The organism is bacterium (assembly GCA_021372615.1).
Lineage (GTDB): Bacteria > Armatimonadota > Zipacnadia > Zipacnadales > UBA11051 > JAJFUB01.
Genome location: JAJFUB010000085.1, coordinates 176,471 through 193,998, shown reverse-complemented (window position 1 = coordinate 193,998; position 17,528 = coordinate 176,471). Strand labels below are relative to the sequence as shown.

General features: G+C 68.4%; 11 protein-coding genes. 6 read left to right on the top strand and 5 right to left on the bottom strand.

What is annotated here, in order from left to right:
• Positions 1-298 precede the first annotated feature (298 nt).
• Positions 299-1,345, bottom strand: coding sequence for a substrate-binding domain-containing protein (locus LLH23_12780; GenBank protein ID MCE5239349.1), 1,047 nt, complete (start codon positions 1,343-1,345; stop codon positions 299-301).
• 155 nt (positions 1,346-1,500) lie between these two features.
• Between LLH23_12780 and LLH23_12775 the strand changes: the two genes are divergently transcribed.
• The 3 genes from LLH23_12775 (at position 1,501) to LLH23_12765 (ending at position 4,255) form a co-directional block, all read left to right on the top strand.
• Positions 1,501-2,751, top strand: a complete 1,251-nt coding sequence (locus LLH23_12775; protein MCE5239348.1) for a hypothetical protein — start codon at positions 1,501-1,503, stop codon at positions 2,749-2,751.
• 170 nt (positions 2,752-2,921) lie between these two features.
• Positions 2,922-3,890: a cation diffusion facilitator family transporter gene (locus tag LLH23_12770; GenBank protein MCE5239347.1), complete on the top strand. Its 969-nt coding sequence runs from the start codon at positions 2,922-2,924 to the stop codon at positions 3,888-3,890.
• A gap of 17 nt (positions 3,891-3,907) precedes the next feature.
• Positions 3,908-4,255: a zf-TFIIB domain-containing protein gene (locus LLH23_12765; protein ID MCE5239346.1), complete on the top strand. Its 348-nt coding sequence runs from the start codon at positions 3,908-3,910 to the stop codon at positions 4,253-4,255.
• Between the two features lie 50 nt (positions 4,256-4,305).
• Here the strand turns inward: LLH23_12765 and LLH23_12760 are convergent, their stop codons facing one another.
• The 4 genes from LLH23_12760 to LLH23_12745 all read right to left on the bottom strand — a co-directional run bounded on the left by LLH23_12760 (position 4,306) and on the right by LLH23_12745 (position 10,979).
• The gene (locus LLH23_12760; protein ID MCE5239345.1) at positions 4,306-5,574 is read right to left on the bottom strand and encodes a hypothetical protein; all 1,269 of its coding nucleotides are present in this window, start codon (positions 5,572-5,574) and stop codon (positions 4,306-4,308) included.
• A gap of 61 nt (positions 5,575-5,635) precedes the next feature.
• Positions 5,636-9,670 carry a heparinase II/III family protein gene (locus tag LLH23_12755; GenBank protein MCE5239344.1) on the bottom strand — a complete coding sequence of 1,345 codons (4,035 nt, stop codon included), beginning with the start codon at positions 9,668-9,670 and terminating at the stop codon, positions 5,636-5,638.
• Positions 9,671-9,814: 144 nt separating this feature from the next.
• The gene (locus LLH23_12750; protein ID MCE5239343.1) at positions 9,815-10,465 is read right to left on the bottom strand and encodes a DUF1559 domain-containing protein; all 651 of its coding nucleotides are present in this window, start codon (positions 10,463-10,465) and stop codon (positions 9,815-9,817) included.
• Positions 10,466-10,556: 91 nt separating this feature from the next.
• Positions 10,557-10,979 (bottom strand): OsmC family protein, encoded by a 423-nt coding sequence (locus LLH23_12745; GenBank protein ID MCE5239342.1) that lies wholly within the window; start codon positions 10,977-10,979, stop codon positions 10,557-10,559.
• Between the two features lie 141 nt (positions 10,980-11,120).
• Between LLH23_12745 and LLH23_12740 the strand changes: the two genes are divergently transcribed.
• The 3 genes from LLH23_12740 to LLH23_12730 all read left to right on the top strand — a co-directional run bounded on the left by LLH23_12740 (position 11,121) and on the right by LLH23_12730 (position 17,511).
• Positions 11,121-14,477 (top strand): right-handed parallel beta-helix repeat-containing protein, encoded by a 3,357-nt coding sequence (locus tag LLH23_12740; protein MCE5239341.1) that lies wholly within the window; start codon positions 11,121-11,123, stop codon positions 14,475-14,477.
• Positions 14,474-17,092 (top strand): tetratricopeptide repeat protein, encoded by a 2,619-nt coding sequence (locus tag LLH23_12735; GenBank protein ID MCE5239340.1) that lies wholly within the window; start codon positions 14,474-14,476, stop codon positions 17,090-17,092. Before LLH23_12740 ends, LLH23_12735 begins: the two co-directional genes overlap by 4 nt.
• A gap of 200 nt (positions 17,093-17,292) precedes the next feature.
• On the top strand, positions 17,293-17,511 hold the full coding sequence (locus LLH23_12730) for a hypothetical protein (GenBank protein ID MCE5239339.1): 219 nt from the start codon (positions 17,293-17,295) through the stop codon (positions 17,509-17,511).
• Positions 17,512-17,528: the final 17 nt, after the last annotated feature.

Genomic DNA, 17,528 nt, shown 5'->3' with positions numbered 1-17,528 from the left:
GGGAGGGGTTGGTGGCGCGGTCGGTTGTCAGCTTCCCCGGCACCGTGTCATGGTACTCACGAACACGTCGGCAGTGCTCCCCCTCCCTGCAGGGAGGGGGCAGGGGGTGGGCCGCCGTAGGCGTACGCCGTCCCACCCCCGCGCCTTCGGCGCGACCCCTCCCCACGGGGGAGGGGTTGGTGGCGCGGTCGGTTGTCAGCTTCCCCGGCACCGTGTCATGGTACTCACGAACACGTCGGCAGTGTTCCCCCTCCCCCGTGGGGAGGGGTGCCCGCGCAGCGGGCGGGGTGGGCCGCCGTTACTCCCCCAGCCACTGCTTGAAGTCCGGCGCCAGCAGCCCCTGCATCTTCGGCTCGTTCATGTTCTCCGGCGTCACCAATGTCTCGCCGGTGCTGATGCGCGCCTCGACCTGCTCGCCGCGCAGGTGCTGCACCACCGTCTTCACGCCCAGGTAGCCCATGTTCATCGGGTCCTGCAGCACCAGGGCGTTGAGCTGCTTGTCCTTGAGCGCCTGCACGAGCTTGGGCGAGCTATCGAAGCCGAGGAACTTAACCTTGCCCGCGAACCCGCCATCCTGCAAGGCCCGCAGCATCCCGAACGTCGTGGACTCGTTGGGGCAGAAGATGCCGTCCACATCGAGCTTGCCGCCCTTCTGGTACGGGGCGAGCAGGTTCTCGCTGGCGGCATACGCCGACTCGGTCGTAGCGCCGCCATACTGGTTGCTGCTGACCACCTGGATGCCCGGCGCCTTGGCGATGGCCGCGAGGAAGCCCGCCTCGCGGTCGGCGGTGCTGGCGGAGCCCTCCTGGTAGCGCAACACGATGACCTTGCCCTTGCCGCCCAGCAGCCGCGCCATCTCCTCGCCGGCCAGTTGCCCGCCGTGCTTGTTGTCGGTGGCCACGAAGCTGACCAGATCCTGGCTCTGGAGGGCCGAGTCGATGATGACCACGGGGATACCCTTGGCCTTGGCCTCGGCGACGGGGGCGCGCAGGGCCGTGTCATCCAGCGGCGCCAGCACGAGGCCCGACATCTTGGCGCTGACCATGTCCTCCACGATCTTGATCTGCTCGTCGCGGTTGTCTTCCTTCAGCGGGCCTTTCCAGACGATTTCCACACCCAGCTCCTTGGCCGCCTTCACGGCCCCGGCGTGGATGGACTTCCAGAACTCGTGCGTGGTGCCCTTGGGGATGACCGCCAGCTTGATCGGGCCGGTCGCGGGCTGGGCTGTCGCCTGCGGGGGCGCCCCCTCCGGCGGGGCGCTAATGGGCGGGGCCAGCTTGGGCGCGCACGCCGCCAGCCAGACCAGACACAAGGACAGTAGCAGAAGCAGCAGCAAGCGGTTCATGGCAGGCACTCCGTTGCATGGTTTGGTGTCATCTACTTCCCCATAGGAAGCCCCGCCCCCTGCTGTGCAGGTGCTGCCCGGAGGTCGGGGAAGCTATCAGCCGGCGGGCCGCCCGGGACGCCCGGCCCACGCGAAGGCCAATGAAGGAGCCGCACATGGACAATGACACCCGGGTGCTACGTGACCTCGTCCAGCAGTACAACGAGGCCATCAGCGACCCCGTCTACGACGAGCGCCGCGCCCTGTGGCGCGACCATCATAGCCTCAAGCCCACCCGCCCGCCGGTCATCGCCAGCATGGGCATGTGGAATGTGTGGTGCCGCGAGGTCTTCGGCAACGAGCGGATGCAGTGCCAGGACGCCCTCTACCGCGAGTACGAGCGCACCCTCCGGATGTGGCTGTTCCATCACGAGGTGGGGGATGACTGGATCCTTGAGCCGTGGCTGACGGTGGGCGCCAGCCAGCGCCATCCCAGGGGCGGCTGGGTCGGCGTCTGGGGGCTGGACGTGGAGCTGAAGCGCACGGGCATGGAGGGCGGGGCCTTCAAGAACGTCAAGCCGCCCCTGCAGTCGTGGGCCGACATGGAGAGGATGACCCGGCCCACGCACGAGATCGACGAGGAGGCCACGGCGAGGAACGTCGCACGGCTGCAGGAGGCCGTCGGCGACCTCATCGCCATTGACGTGAACCGTGGTCCGATCATGCAGGGCTTCCTGGCGGACATCTCGACCTCACTGGCCTACCTGCGGGGCCTGGAGCAGCTCATGCTGGACATGTACGAGAGCCCGCGCGAGCTGCACGCCTTGCTCGCCTTCATGCGTGACGGCATCCTCGCGAACCAGCGGCAGGGCGAAGCGGCCGGCGACTTCAGCCTCACCTGCGCGCACAACCAGGCGATGCCGTACGGCGGCGGCCTGGAGGACCCGATCGCCAACTCCGGCACGCGGCAGCGGCGCGACCTGTGGGGCTTCTTCGCCGCCCAGGAGTACACGCTCATCAGCCCCAAGTTCCACGACGAGTTCCTGTTCCAGTACCAGCTTCCCATCATGGCGAACTACGGGCTGACGCACTACGGGTGCTGCGAGGACCTCACGCGGAAGATTGGCATGCTGCGGCAGGCGCCGAATCTGCGCAGCATCGCCGTGACGCCCGTCGCCAACCTGGCGCAGTCGGTCGCGGAGATCGGGACGGACTACGCCATCTCGTGGCGGCCCAACCCAACCGACATGGTATGCGCCGACTTCAACGAGGACCGCATCCGCCGGATCATCCGCGAGGGCTTGCAGGCCGCCAGGGGCACGTACCTGCACATTTTCCTCAAGGACATCGAGACGCTCCAGGGCGAGAACGACCGCCTGCGGCGTTGGACCGAGATCGTGCGGAGTGTGATTGACGAGGTGTGGTAGGCAGGAACGTCACGATCGCGGTCTTGACGCGATGGCGATCGCGCCCTACAATCCGTCTCGTACGAACAGGCGACCCGACCGGGTGCGGCTGGGCTCCATGCGGAGCAGCGGGTGAGACTACGACCCGTGGGACTTCATGTCCCACGGGTCTTTGCGTTTGGGAGGCACGGGTGGAACACGGTCAGTTGCGGCGCAAGACGAACGTGGCCATTCTCTCGGTCGCGTCGAACGCCGTACTGGTGCTCCTGAAGCTGGGAGTGGGGCTCAGCATCGGCGCCGTGTCCATCATCTCGGAGGCCCTGCATTCGGCCGTGGACCTGGTCGCGGCCGCCATCGCCCTGGCTGCGGTGCGCATCTCGGGGCGCGAGGCCGATGAGGACCACCCGTACGGCCACGGCAAGTACGAGAACATCTCCGGTGCCGTGGAGGCGTTGCTGATCTTCGTCGCGGCCGCGTGGATCATCGTGGAGGCTGTCCACAGGCTCATGAAGCCCGCGCCACTGGAGGCCGTGGGCTGGGGTGTTGCCGTGATGGTGGTCTCGGCGGCGGCCAACACGATCGTGTCCGCGATGCTCTTCCGCGTCGGGCGCGAGACGGATTCGCTGGCCCTGCAGGCGGACGCCTGGCACCTGCGCACCGATGTCTACACCTCGGCCGGGGTCATGGTGGGCCTGGGGCTGATCTGGGGCGGCAAGACGCTCTTCCCCCATGCCGCCATCGAGTGGCTGGACCCCGTCGCAGCCATCGGTGTCGCGCTCCTCATCATCAGGGCGGCATGGCGCCTGACGTCCGAGGCGGTGCGGGGCTTGCTCGACACCGGTCTGGACAGAGATGAGCGCGACTGGGTCGCCGAGTACCTGCGGGCGCTGGTGCCCCGGGTGTGCGGCTATCACCACCTGCACACCCGCAAGGGTGGGGCCACGCGGTACATTGAGATGCACCTGATTGTGGACCCGGCCCTGTCGCTGTCTGCCGCGCACCACCTGACGGACGAGGTCATGGCTGCGCTACGCGAGCACTTCCCCGGCGTCCACGTAACGATCCACACCGAGCCCTGTGGCGAGGACTGCGACGAGTTGTGTCAGGCCGGGTGCTTCCTGCCCCCTGACCAGCGCCGCACCGCCCGGGAAGCAATCTGAAGGAGTGAAAGACCTGGATGGAGTGTCCCGTATGTGATGAGCGGATGCGCGAGATCGAGCGGTCGGCTGTCATGGTGGACATCTGCCCGTCCGGCAAGGGGATCTGGCTCGACCGGGGCGAGTTGGAGAAGCTGATCGAGATCAGCCGCGGTGAGGCCCCGGCCGACGACGCGCCTGCCATGCACCCGCAGGACGCATACCCCCGCGAGCCTCGAGACCACCGCCACGATGACCACGACGACCACGATCACGGGCACGACCGCCCCCACGACGATGGCCGCGGGTACGGTCACGCCGGCTCGCACGGTCGCCGGCGCGGGTCGTGGCTGGCGGACATCCTCGAGGGCCTCGGCGGTGGGGACTGACCCCAGGGCTTCAGGTCGGCCCCGACCGCTCGCACTACTCGGCCGGCGCGTTATCCTCGCGCATGAGCCGCGTCACAGGCAGCAGACCTCTCGGCCTCTTCCCGCGCGATCTGCGCCCAGAGCCACAGCCGCTGCGGCTCGAAGCTGACCGTGCTGATGTCCTTCAACACGATCTCCACCACGCAGCCCTGCAGCTTCTCGAGGTCCTCGCGGATCTCCCGCCGCGCCACGTCCGGGTCCCAGTAGCTGCCCGCGAAGATCGCCGGGTTGGGCTTGAGCGAGATCACGTAGTCGGTGCCGCACTGCTCGGCCATGGAGGCCTTGTCGGCCTTGGGGCTGCACGAGATCTTGCGCAGGCGTGGGACCTGCCGCAGGATGCCGATCTTGGTATGCAGCGGCTCGCAGCAGCCGTAGTAGTTCATGCCCCAGCGCCCCAGCCAGCGCAGCTCGTGCCGCAGGGCGAACTCCTCGTGCATCGCCGGGGAGATCTCCGAGAAGATCTGCGGCGTCGCGCAGCCCCACAGGTCCATCGGGCGCACCCGCCCCGGGTCGCAGTCCGCCTGGGGCAGCTCATCCGTGGCGCTCAGGCCGCCGGATCCCGCGCCGGCAGCGGCGTCGCCGAGCGACAACAGGTTCAGCGCCTCGTATTGGTCCAGCCGGTATAGCCAGGCATCCACCAGACGACCGATGGCGGCATTGACCAGTTCGGGTTGCAGGGCCATGTCCAGCATCGCCGTCTCGACGCCGTACCAGGTGATGAGCGAGTCCCACGGGGCGAACCAGAAGTGGCTCGTGCCCTGCTTGCGCACGGGCATGATGTCGGCGAAGACCTCGCTCAGGCGCTCGTAGCCCTCCGCGGTCGCCGCCTCGTTGTGCGTCACCTCCGGGAGCTGGATCTTCTGCACGTCATCGAGCGTCTTGATCTGCTCGTGGAAGTGCCGGCTGGCCACGCCGCTGCTGTTGTTGACATCGGAGACCTCGCCGATACCGAAGCCGGTGTCACCGATGGCCAGGCCACAGCGCACGAGCGGCTCGAGCACAAGGTCGTCGCGCATGTGCTCCCACTGGTACAGCGCCTGGCGGAAGCCGTTCTCCAGGCCGCGCGCCCACGGGTCCTCACAGGTGAGCTGGAGTTCCGCTTCCCCGGCGAACTCATGCCAGGGGATCTGGAAGATGCGCACGAGCGGACGCGTCGGGCGGAGGCCGTTGAGGTCGCGCCACTGTTGCGCCAGCTCCTGCTGGACGGGCAGCGCGGCGATCTCGGCATGCCGCGCGGCCAACGTGCGGAGGGTGTCGCGGTCCGTGCTCGACAGCGCCATGGTATACCTCGCTAGCAGGACGCGGAGGGCGCGGGGCCCGCACCTCCCGCGATGTCGGGTGCTACCGCTGCCACGACCACTGCCCGTAGATCGTGAACGCATCGCCCGGGCGCAGGTCGTAGTAGTACACCGTCATCCCCTTGCGGAAGCCTTCGGTCTTGTCCACCTTGATGACGAACGGCTGCGCGTGGTGCGTCTCGCGGATGATCGTCTGCAGCTTGCCGTCCTTCGTCGCCAGCAGCTTGCCGTGGAAGAAGTGGCTGTCATCGCGTCCGCCCAGCGCGCGGCTGTACTCGTGCGGGTTGAGCGTCGTCAACGTCTGCGCGTCGAGAGGGTCGTCGTCCAGATCGGCGAAGCCCAGGACGGCTGAGGTGCGGCCCAGGTCAATGACCGAGCCCCCGCCCTGGCGGGTCACGCCCGCGATGCGGTAGACCGTGTTGCGTGAGTAGTCCGGGTTGCCGAAGTAGATCGGCAGGCCGTTGAGGCTGCCATCGGTCGGCAGCTTGGCGGTGGTGGTGATCTTGTTGGTCGCGTAGTCTATCTTCCCGATGGCGCCGGACAGCCTGCCGGATGACTGCAGGGCGGGGGCTTGGGCCCCGCCTGCCGGCGTCACCGTCGTCGCCCCCACGGCCTTGACCGCCACCAGGCTGTCCCCATCGAACTGCCAGCAGGTGAACGCTCCGTCGCTGGCCAGCTTACCGCCCTCAAGCGACACCCTCTGCCCCGCGTTGCTGTTGTGCAGCAGCACCTCGGTCCGCCCGTTGACGTGGGTCACGCGCACGGCGACACTACCCGCCGGCGAGGGCAGGCGCTCTATGGTCTTCAGGAAGGGCTGCGCCGCAGCGTTGATCTTGCCCGCCTGGTCGGCCGGCGTGAGGGCCAGGTACTGCAGGCCGATCCAGTAGTTCTCGCCCTGCGGCTTGATCACTTTGACGCTGAAGGTGTGCTTGCCGGCAGCCAGTTGCTTCGTGCCAAGCGCCACGGCCCCGCTGCCGTTGGGGGTGACCGTGCCCGGCTCGTTCAGCAGCTTGGCGAAGGTTTCGCCGTCCACGCTCACCTGCGCCTGGCCGTAGTTCGGGGAGCCGTAGGTGGCGGCGCTGATCGTGTACTGGCCGGCCTTGGTGACCTGCAGCGGCAGCCGCATCTCGTCGTTGGGGCCCGTGGCCTTGAACAGCAGCAGGCCGTAGGCAGGAATGGCCTTCATCTCACCGGCGGTCACAGTGGCGACGTCGGTCAGCTCCTCGGCATCGTGCACACCCTGGGGCGGCTGCGGCGCGTACGGCTCGTAGACCGCCACGTAGGTGCTGGTCAGAGGCTGGTCACTCTTGCGCCGCAGGTAGACGTAACGGGCGCGAGGGTAGCCGGCCGGACTACCGTAGGCGCCGACGGTCTCGGGATACAGCCCCGGGGCCCAGGCGGTGATCAGTTCCGTGTCTGGCTCGGGCAGAGCGGTCATCCGCAGGTGGCAGTCGTCCCGGCCGATGTTCCACGTGGCCGTGAAGGGGCCAGCGACGGAAGCACGCTGGGGCTCCATCAGGAAGCCGAAGCCATTGCCCGGCGGCGGGTTCCAGTAGGGCTTGTTGGGGAAGCCGTTCATGTCCCCGTCGTTGCCCTGCAGCTCACCCCACTTGAACTCCGGGCCGGCGAGAGAGGCGGCCGTCGGCGCGCCCGGCGTGACGCCGGCGAAGTCCACGTTCTTGCTCAGCGCGTGGAAGACGTAGTCATGCTGCTTGCCACCGGCCACGTTGAAGATGTCGAGCAGGTAGGTGTCGGGGCCCTCGCCCACGAGCGCACACAGCCGCCGGTAGTCGCTGACGCCCAGGCTCTGGTAGGTCGTCTCTGCCGCGCACTCCATCACTTGCAGGCCCGGCAGCGCGGTGGACAGGAGCAGGCTGCCGCCGCTGCCATCTTTGCTCGGATTGGGGCCCTGCGTCTTCTCGTCCACCAGCACCAGGTTATGGGCCGCCGTCTGCTTGGCCCAGCCCACCTGCGTGTGCGTCGAGCCCAGCGAGTAACCCAGGTCGTACGTCAACTCGTACCCCAGAGCGTAGTACGCCAGGTTCAGGTCGTCGAAGTGGCCGTGGTTCAGCGACGGCCCGAAGCGGACCATGACGGCCTGGGCCTGTGGCCCGTTGGAGGTGCGCAGGAAGCTGAGGCCCTTCTGGCCGAAGAAGCCGGTCGCGTTGATGCGCCGGTCGAGCCAGTCGGGAAGGAGGACCGTGGGAGCGCCAGCTTCCAGCTGGCCCGGGTGCCGGCTGGAAGCCGGCGCTCCTACGGCATGGAAGACCAGCCACTCCTTCGACCCGCTGCTGTCGCGCGCCTTAAGTACATCGCCCTTGGCCAGGTAGCTCAGCAGTTGCCCGAAGTCCTCGTGCGCCTGACCTGACGAGCGGGCATACAGCATCTCGGCGAAGTGCAGGTCCAGCGCCTCGGCGGGGACCTTCGGCGGCATCTCACGCCCCAGGTCGGGACCCGAGTCGCCGAAACGAGGGCTGTGCCCCAACATGGCGATGGAGGAGGCCGGCAGCAGGTAGAACGACTGGAACACCGGGTCGGTGTAGACGTTCACGCCCTGCGGGTACTTCTCGCTGCGGTAGTTCCACAGCGGCTCGGCGAACGTCAGGTACAGCTCGCGCGAGTGGTCCGCGTAGCCCACCGAGGTCTCGAAGTAGCGACCGTCGCGGCAGACGTTGTTGTGCACCAGCGCCAGAATGCCGTAGGGCCCATCGAAGGCCCAGCGCACGTAGGGCTCGATCCCCAGCAGACAACCCACCGACAGGGCGCCGCGGATGTAGTCCGCCTCCCCGTTATTCAGGCCGCCGTGCAGCGACTGGTCATAGCAGTACTTAGCGCCGTTCTCGAGCATGTTGCGCTCGATGTTCTGGCGGCGGGTGAGGCCGGGAGTAAGCGACGCCTCTTCCAGGCTCTTGCTGTTGTAGATCTGGTCGGTGAAGTCCACGAGCCGCACCAGCACACGGGCGACCTGGTACCACGGGCGGGCCAGCCGGCCGCTGGGCGGGTTGGAGGGGTAGTCCCACGAGCCCTTGTCGCAGGAGGGGTAGATGCTGGCGATGGCGTCGAGGATGAAGGCAGCCTTCCGGGCGTACTTCTCGTCGCCGGTCAGCGAGTAGGCAATCGCGCAGTTGCCAGCCATCTCGTGGATGTACTTCTCCGTCACCCAGGCGTTCCACGAGCCCACGAAGTAGTGAATGCGGCCGTCGGGGCCCTTGTAGCCGGTCCCCGGGTCAGGATGCTCGGCATCGGGCAGCACATGGCCCTTGTTGCAGGTGACGTGGCCGGGGTTGTCCCAACTGCAGCGCGCGCCGGCCCATGTGCCCCAGCTCGACTTGCAGATCGGGCAGCCGGTAAGGCCGTAGGCGAAGCACGCGCCCTGGCCGGGCAGGTACTTGAGGTACCAGTCATCGGGGCGCGCCACGGTCTGATCGGCGCTGGCGATGACTTGCTTGGCGTACGCCGCCGCCCACGGCTCGGTCTTCATCCGTTCCCGGGCGGCCGCCACATCGGCTGGCGTGAGGTAGACGCAGGGGTGCTCGGCGCGCCCCTTGGCAGTCAGGTCAATCTTCTTCCAGGCAGTCGTGGGAGGCACTGTAACACGCACCTGTTTCTGGGGGTCATCGTACAGCGACAGCGTCGCCAGCCCGAGGTACATCCTCCCGGCGTCGTGGACCTCGGTGACGACCAGCTTGACGACATCGGTCTGGCGCGGCTCGAAGCGGACCACGAACGGCCCGCGCTCGTTGTCGAAGTCCTGGTCGATCGGCTCCCCCTGTGAGAAGCTGATCGTGACATGCTTGACGTGGCTGTAGAGCGTGGGGTTGTCGGCGTTGAGCAGCACCATCGTGTCGAGACGCCGGACCTCGGGAAAGCGCACCTCGAACGACACCGGGAGGTTATTGACGTAGGCCGCCCACCAGGTGCTCGCGTTGCTGTCCACGGCGTCTTGCGGGCCGTATTTCTGGCCGACGGGACCGGCCGATGAGGACGCCTTCACCTGTGCCTGAGGCGCCAGGTCGGCGGCGTTGCCAATGGCGAGTTGGGGGGCCGCCAGTGCGGCAGCCGTCAGCAGTAGAGACATCAACACGGGGACCGGGCGCAGCACGTGCATCACCTCATCAGGAGTGCACCCGACCCGGGGCCCAGGCCCTGCGGGGAACGGGCGCCTTGGACAACGGGCGCGGGCCAAGCCCGCGCCCCACGATCCGCACCGGCAGCGACAGCGCTAGTTCGGGCTGGTGAACGCGCCGCCGGTGAAGTACCAGTACGTCAGCTTGCGGGCTTCGGTGACCTGCAGCCACTTGGCGTGCCCATCGGCGAAAGCGCAGTTGACGCCGTTGTTGTGGCGCGGGTCCAGGGCGTAGTTCGCCGGCCACCAGTACGGCCGCGTGCACCAGTAGATGCCCTCGCTGGCGTAGATGATCTCGGCCGGCGTCTGCAGCGCTGCCATGGCGATGCCGTCGCTGGCGTACCCAAAGCACTGGTTGCCGGTGTACCCCCCATAGGCCGCATTCGGGATCACCTGGCCGCTCAACCGGCCAGTCACGGAGCCCGCCGTGGACTTGCTGGGGCAGATGAAGATCTGCCAGTTCTTGCAGTACGGGAAGATCAGCTCCATCCAGATGGCATACGGGGTCATGAACTCCCCGCCCAGGCCGGGTGTGCCGTCATAGCGGAGCGCCGTCGTCGGGTACTTCTCGTCATAGTCTTGCGCATACTGGAAGACGGCCGTGGAGATCTGCCGCATGTTGCTCAGACAACTCGTCTGGCGCGCCTTTTCCCGGGCCTTGGCGAACACCGGGAAAAGGATGGCCGCCAAGATGGCGATGATGGCAATGACAACCAGTAACTCAATAAGGGTGAAACCTCGCTTCACAGTCAGAACCTCCTGAGTATGACCGACTCGGCATGATATGGGGCACTACAGCCCCATGGCACGGCCAGTGTGCCGGACGCGAGCGCAGACGTCAGCGCTCGATCGTCCACTTCACTTCCATCTTCGCGACCGCGCGGAGCATCGCCGCAGCGGAGCAGTACTTCGTGTCCGACAGCTCCACCGCATGGGCCACCTTCTTCTCATCCAGGTCGCCCTGCAGGATGTGCTCGATGACGATGTGTGTGTACACGTGCGGATCAGTCTCGGCGCGCTCGCCCGTCACCCGCACCCGGTAGCCGGTCACAGGCTGGCGCATCTTGCGCAGGATGCTGATGACATCCATGCCCGTGCAGCCGGCGTTGCCCACGAGCAACAGCTCCATCGGGCGCGGCCCGGCGTTCTGCCCACCATGGTCGGCGGACGCATCCATCACGACCTCGTGGCCCGAGCCGGTCGTGGCGCCGAACCTCATGTCCTCCTGCCACACGGCTTCAGCATGCAAGGGGTCAGGCACTGGTGCACCTCCACTGACAGCGGACTAGGAACCGCTTTCGCCATCTAGGCGATGGTGCCCTCCTCGCACCGGGAAGGGAGCCCTGTCACGCCGGGCGAACCTGACAGGGCGCACCCCAGGACGGACATGAGGAGCCCGATCATGCGCCGTTTGCTCTGCCTGCTGGCTGTGCTACTACCCCTGGCGGCTGCCGGGGCCGCCGAGGTCTTCGTCGCGCCGAATGGCTCGGACGACAACCCGGGCACCCAGGCGAAGCCCTTCGCCACGCTGCAGCACGCGCGGGATGTCGTGCGGGAGTTGCGGGCCGCCGGGAAGCTCCCCGCCGGGGATACCACCGTCTTCCTCCGCGGCGGGACATACTCCCTGGCAGCGCCGCTGGAGTTGACCGCCGCAGACAGTGGCACGGAGCAGGGCCGCCTCGTCTTCCGCCCGTGGCGCGGGGAGCAGGTCTGGCTGAGCGGGGGCAGGACCATCGCGCCGTCGCAGTTCAAGCCGGTCACGGCCCCGGCGCTCGCGAGTCGCCTGGACCCGGCGGCGCGGGGCAAGGTGCTCGTGCTCGATCTACAGGCGGCCGGCATTCCGGCCGATGTGGACGTCCTCCCGGATGTCTACCGGGGCTTCAGCAACAAGCACCCCGTCCTGATGGAGCTGTTCTGCGGCGGGGAGCGGATGCAGCCCGCGCGCTGGCCCAACGAGGGCTTCGCGCACTATGGCGAGATCGTGGACCCCGGCTACGGCCTGCGCGACCGCAGCAACCCTCAGGCGATCGCCAAGTTCACCTACGAAGGGGATCGGCCGCAGCGCTGGCGGGTGGAGGACGGCGTATGGCTGCAAGGCTACTGGGCCCGGGCGTACATGTGTGAGACCGTGCGGGTGGGCAAGATTGACCCCGTCAAGAAGCAGATAGACTTCGCCGCCCCCAACACCTACGGCCTGGACACCTGGGGCGCCAAGCGTTTCTTCGCCATCAATGTGCTCGAGGAGCTGGACCGGCCCGGCGAGTGGTTTCTGGACCGCAAGCAGCACCTGCTGCTCTTCTGGCCCCCGGCCGACCTGAAGAAGGCCCAGACGGTCGTCTCGGTGCTCGACAAGCCGATGGTCTCACTGACGGACGCCTCGTATGTCACCTTCGATCACCTCGGCCTGGAGAACGGGCGCTGGGACGGCCTGAGCATGACCAACGGCGCCCACAACCGCATCGTGGGCTGCACCATCCGCAACGTGGGCCACCACGCCGTGGAGGTCAACGGGGGCACCGACCATGGCGTCGTGGGCTGCGACATCCACGACACCGGCTACGGTGGGGTGCGCCTGTCGGGCGGGGACCGCACCACGCTCACCCCCTGCAACCACTTCGCTGACAACAACCACATCCACCACACGAGCATCAACGTGCGCACCCACGCAGGGCCACTGTCGCTGCGCGGGGTGGGCCTCCGCGCTTCCCACAACCTGCTCCACCACGAGCCCCACAGCGCCGTCTGGTACCAGGGCAACGATCTGCTCATGGAGCACAACGAGATCTACTGGGCCCACACGGAGACGACCGAGGGCGGGGTGTTCTACACGGGCTACGACTGGACCACGCAGGGCAACGTGATCCGCTACAACTACATCCACGACATCAACGACAGCCTGGAGGGGAGCCCCACCGGCTGCAACATCGTCCACGAGGACGACTGCTCGGCCGGCACCGCCTTCACCGGCAACCTGTGCGTGCGCTGCGGCTATGGCATCTCCCTGGCCGGTGGGCCGGACAACAGCGTGGGCAACAACATCTTCGTGGACGTGAAGTGCGCGGTGAACCTGAGCGACCGCGGGCTGGTGTGGTGGACCTGGACCAAGCAGCCCGACGGCACCGTGACCGTCGTGGACACCCGCAACGGCGCCACCAGCAACAATCTGCTCACGCGCCTGCTCCGCACGCCGTACAAGCAGCCCCCATGGTCCACGAAGTACCCGTGGCTGGTCAACATCCTGGAGATGGACCCGGTCGGCGCACCGTGGCGCTACCACATCACCCGCAACATCTCCTACGGCGCGGGCAAGCTCATTAGCATCTCGCGGGGCGTGAAGCCCGAGTGGGGCGTCAATGAGAACAACTGGGATGAGGGCAATCCTGGCTTCGTGAACGCCGCCAGGGGCGACTACCGCCTCAAGCCCGATGCGCCCATGCTCAAGCGTGGCTTCGAGCCCCTGCCGCTGGAGCAGATCGGCCTGGTCAACGACGCCACGCGGGCCTCGTGGCCGGTCAAGCCCGAGCCGGCGCCGGCGGGTTGGCAGCCCCGCTGGCTGACACTCCTGGCGCAGGAGAAGCAGGCGCCGATGAACCTGCCGATCGTGGCCGCCGAGCGCGTGGCTGCCGCCATCACCATTGACGGCGTCGTGGACCCCAAGGAATGGAATCCGGCGCAGGCCACGGGCATGGCCGATGAGGGCCTCAAGCCCGTGGCGCTGCCGTGGCTCGTGGACGGCCAGAAAGCGCCGCTGCCCAGCGAAGCCTGGCTGGAAGTGGATGACGACCACCTCTACGTGGCCTTCGTCAACGCCGTGGACCCGGCGAAGGGGGCCAGCGGCGGGCACCAGTGGGGGAAGGATGATGCGGTCGAGATCGCCCTCGCCGAGCGCCTGCCCGACAAGCTGGGCCCGATCGTCGTCCTGCGCGGGTACAGCGACGGGCACTTCGAGAGCAGCAACGAGGCCGGGGCCCCGGCGCGGATCGTCCAGCAGGCCGCGCAGGGCGTCCGCTATGCCGCCAAGACGGTTGATGCGGGCCGCTGGAGCGCCGAGTTCGCCATTCCCTTCGCCTCGCTGGGCCTGAACCCGAAGCAGCGCAACCCGCGCCTGCAGTTCAACCTCAGCGTACGCAAGCCCGCGGGCGACCAGTGGGTCATGCTGAAGCAGAGCGGCGGGTTCACCTGGGAGGTCGCCAACGCGGCCCTGCTGTGGCTGAAGCCCTTTGGCAATGTCGCGCTGGGCGGCAGTGTCCCCTCCCAGGCGCGCTTCGATGTCATCGCCGTGACGGACGGCCTGACGCTCAAGGCCCTCAAAGGCTGTGAAGTCGCCACGTGGGCCAAGCCGCTGGGGAGCCGCCTGACCGGCGCCACGGGCGACCTCCCGGCCGACAAGTGGACCCCCTTCGTCTACTCATTTGTCTCAGACAAGGACGGTCAGGTGCGGCTGGAACTCATGGGGCGCCAGCACCTGAGCGAGGCCAATGGCCAGTTCATCCCCGTCTGGACCTCGTATGACAGCCTCACCGCCTCGGGGGCCACGCTGGCCAACGGCGACTTCGAGGCGATCGGGCCCGAGGGGACGCCGGTCGGCTGGCAGCGCGCCCTGGAGAAGGCCTACGTCGTCCGGGACGCCCGGCTCGCCGCCTCCGGCAGCAACTTCGTCAAGACATGGCACAACGGCCGTTTCACCCAGGTGATTGACGTGAAGGCGGGACAGACTGTGACGCTCACGGCCCGCGTGCGCGGCGAGGGGGCGCAATGAGCCTGCGGTGCGCCGGGGCCTGGCTGCTGTGGTTGGGGATACTGAGCGCGTTGCCGGCGGTGGCCCAGCAGCAGCCGGCCACCTGGCGGCAACTGTTCGTCGAGGCGGGGCGCTCCCTGGCTCAGGGGCAGTACGATCAGGCCCTCACGGGCTACCAGGCGGCGCTCGACCTGACCACCGAGGACAACGAGCGCGCCCAGGTGCTGTTTGGCCTGGCCAATGTGTACCGTTCGCGCCAGGATGTGCCCCGGCAGCTTGACTGCCTGCGCCAGGTCGAGGCCCTGCCGCATGCCAGCCCTGCCTATGTCAGCACCGCGCGCCGCCGCATGGCTGCCCTCTGCCGCGATCAGGGCGACTACACGACGGCGCGGCAGATCACCGAGAAGCTGCTCGCCGCCGCGCGGAGCCCGGAAGAGCGCCTCAGCTTCAGCCTCGACCTCGCCCAGCTCGACCTGTCGCAGAACCGCGCGGCCGACGCCGTGCGCCGCCTGGAGCCCCTGCGCAGGGAGGTCCGCGAAGGCCCCGCCCTGGCCGAACTCTACGCCACGCTGAGCCGGGCGCTCATCGCCGCCGCCCGGGCGCAGGACGCGGCGATGCTCGTACGCGAAGCGTGGAAGCGGTTCCCCAACCGTCTCGACATTCTGCTGAACGCCGCGGTGATGCTGGCTGAAGCCGCAAAGCTCGATCTCGCGGTGGGGCTGCTGCAGGACGCACTGCTGTCCGACCCCGCACAGCAGGATGTGCTGCGCGCGCTGTTCGACATCTGCCGGCAAGCCGACCAGCTCAAGCGCGTGACCGACTGGCTCGACAAGCAGGCCCGGGGCCCCGCCGCAGCGCTCTGGCTCAACTATCTGGCGCGGGTCTACGAATGGGACGGCCAGGTGAGGCAGGCCCTGGACGTCACGGAGCGGCTGCTTACGCTCCAGCCCCAGGACGCCGCGGTGCTGCAGTCCGGCGCGCAGTTGGCGCTGCGGGCCAATGACTTTGCGCGGGCGGCCGACTGGCTCCGTCAGGCCCTCGTCGCCCACCCCGGCGATGAGGGCCTCGTGACGCTGCTGGGGGAGGCCTTGCTGCGGCAGGGGCAGCTCCAGCAGGCGCTGGCCGCCTGGCGGCAGGGCCTCGCCTACGACCCGGCCCAGGCGCCGTCGGTCCGGCGCCTCGGCAGCGTGCTGATGCGCTATGAACTGTACGAGGCGGCCCTGGATGTCTACCGCGAGGGGAGGCAGGCCGCCGGGCAGCGTGACGCCTTCGCGCTCAATATGGGCGGCGCCTATGAGAAGCTCGGGCAGCCGAGTGAGGCCGCGCGTGAGTATGCCGTGGCGCTGACCACCCGCGACCGCGCGCAGACGGCCTCCTCCGCCGTCACCCAGCTCTATCATCTGGCGGACGATGGCACGGCTCGTTCCGCCGTAGCCAGGGTGCTGGAGGAGACCCGTCAGACGGACGCCCTGTCCGCAGACGGCCTGGGCGTCCTCCTCTACGCCCGTACACTGCGGGGTGACGACCCACGTCGTCTGCTGGCGGAGTTGCTCCCCGCTCCCGGCGGCCCGAACGCGGCCGAGCAGGAGTTCGCTCCCGTGCTCTCGCGCGCCGCCGGCCGTCTGGCCGCCCGCGAGCAGCCCGAGCTGGCCCTGCCCTTCTACGAGCGGCTGCTGCAGGGCGCCGCCGGCGACGATGTGGCCGCCGGCATGGCCCGTCGCGTGGCCGACCTGCAACTCCAGGCAGGCGACTGGCGCGGCGCCCTGGCCTTGCTGCAGCGCACGCTGGAGCCCGCGCGCGCGGGCAGCCTGTCTCCCGGCCAACGGGCGGCCCTGGCGCTGATGCTCGGCGAGGTCCTGCTGCACCAGGCCCGGCGGCCGACCGACGCCGTGGGCGCCTATGAGCTGACCATTAAGGCCGTCCCCGAGAGCCTCAGCGCGCGCCTCGCCCGGTGGGGCCAGGCCGACGCGCTGTTCGCCCTCGGCGACTGCGACCAGGCTCTGGAGGAGTACGAGCGGCTGCTGAACCTGCCGACGGCGCAGGATGAGGGAGAGCCCTTCGGGCCGCCCGGACGGCGCGCGTCGCAGACTCCGCCCCAGGAGGACTACGTCCTGTTCCAGCGCGCCGAGGCGCTGCTGCGGCAGGAGCAGTTCGCGAAGGCGGCGGAGGCCTTTCACAAACTCGCCGCCATGTATGCTGCCGGCGACTACGCCAACGACGCGCTGCAGCGGGTGCTGCTGCTGAACCGCCTGCAACAGGACAAGGCCAGCGCGGGCGTGTACGTGCAGGCGGCCAAGGCCTGGGCGCGGGGAGATGCCGAGGCAGCGGCGAAGACGCTGGACGTGCTGCAGGGCGAGCCCGCTTCCCCGCTGGCCGATGCGGCGCTGATGCTGCTGGCGGAGATCCGCGTATGGCAGGGGGACACTGGCGCGGCCGTGGCGGCCTATGATCGGCTGCTCGCGCAGTGCCCCGGCAGCCCTCTGGCCGCCCGGGCGGCCTTCACGGCGGCGATGTTGCTGAGCAAGCAGGACCAACCCGCCGCGCAGGCCCGGCTGCAGGCTCTCGCCGCGAAGTTCCCGGAGACGACCGAGGCCGAGGAGGCGCAGTTGGTGCTGCAGACGTGGCAGGGCAAGTAGCGGCGCTCCGCCGGCCCGGCTTGACTCCCTGCGTGGGCTTTCCTAGAATGATGGCATCACGATGACCTGCAATCGCTGCGGCAAGCCGATGAAGATCCTGCGTGGGGTGCATCACAACAAGCGCAAGTGGAAGTGCCCTCACTGTGGCCGCGTGCGCATGCAGATGAACCGCCCCCTGAAGTAGGGCGCGGGGTGGCATGATGACCCGACACCGAACGCTGATCTGCCTGATCGGCCTGCTGGCCGTAGTCCTGCTGTGGCACCAGGTCTTTGTCATGACCGGGGTGCTCTGGTGGAACGCGCCGGCGCCGGCACAGCGCCTCTCGGCCCTCCCGGCGCTCGATCTTCCGCGCCCGGACATCCGCCTCGTCAGTCTCGACGCCTATCTCGCCGCCCACCCGGAGTGGAGCCCACGGTAGCCCCGCCTCACGCCCTT